Here is a 546-nt window from a genome sequence, read left to right on the forward strand (position 1 = left end):
TGGGGTGAAGTCGTAACAAGGTAGCCGTAGGAGAACCTGCGGCTGGATCACCTCCTTTCTAGGGAGTCGACATAAGGTTAATCCCTTATGACATTGAGCGAATCTTACTTAATAAAAGTAATTTTAGTAAGTTTAGATGAGCCCATCCAGCTTAGCTGGACACTGGTACTTTAACTCTGTTTAATTTTGAGAGACTATCTCTCAACAGTTAAAATTATTAGAAACTAGTAGTTCGAGGTAGCAAAGGAATGAGGAGCGGAATTTATTAAATATAAATGAGCATCCTAGTGACTGAAGCTAGCCATGGAATACGAAGTTTATAGTAATTTTAATATGATGTCCAATAATATGGGGGTATAGCTCAGTTGGGAGAGCACCTGCCTTGCACGCAGGGGGTCAAGAGTTCGAATCTCTTTATCTCCACCACATGTGGGTCTATAGCTCAGCTGGTTAGAGCGCACGCCTGATAAGCGTGAGGTCGATGGTTCGAGTCCATTTAGACCCACCATTTATGTTCTTTGAAAATTACATAGTAAAATAAGAAAA

The 546-nt window shown here is 40.7% G+C and carries 2 tRNA genes and 1 rRNA gene; all 3 read left to right on the plus strand.

From position 1 onward, the window contains the following. Positions 1-58 (plus strand): 16S ribosomal RNA (locus ACI48Q_RS20965); the annotation flags it as partial. Between the two features lie 292 nt (positions 59-350). Next, a tRNA-Ala gene (locus tag ACI48Q_RS20970) sits at positions 351-426 on the plus strand. Positions 427-431: 5 nt separating this feature from the next. After that, positions 432-508: transfer RNA gene (locus ACI48Q_RS20975), tRNA-Ile, on the plus strand. Positions 509-546: the final 38 nt, after the last annotated feature.

The organism is Clostridium sp. LXY-7, assembly GCF_056172015.1.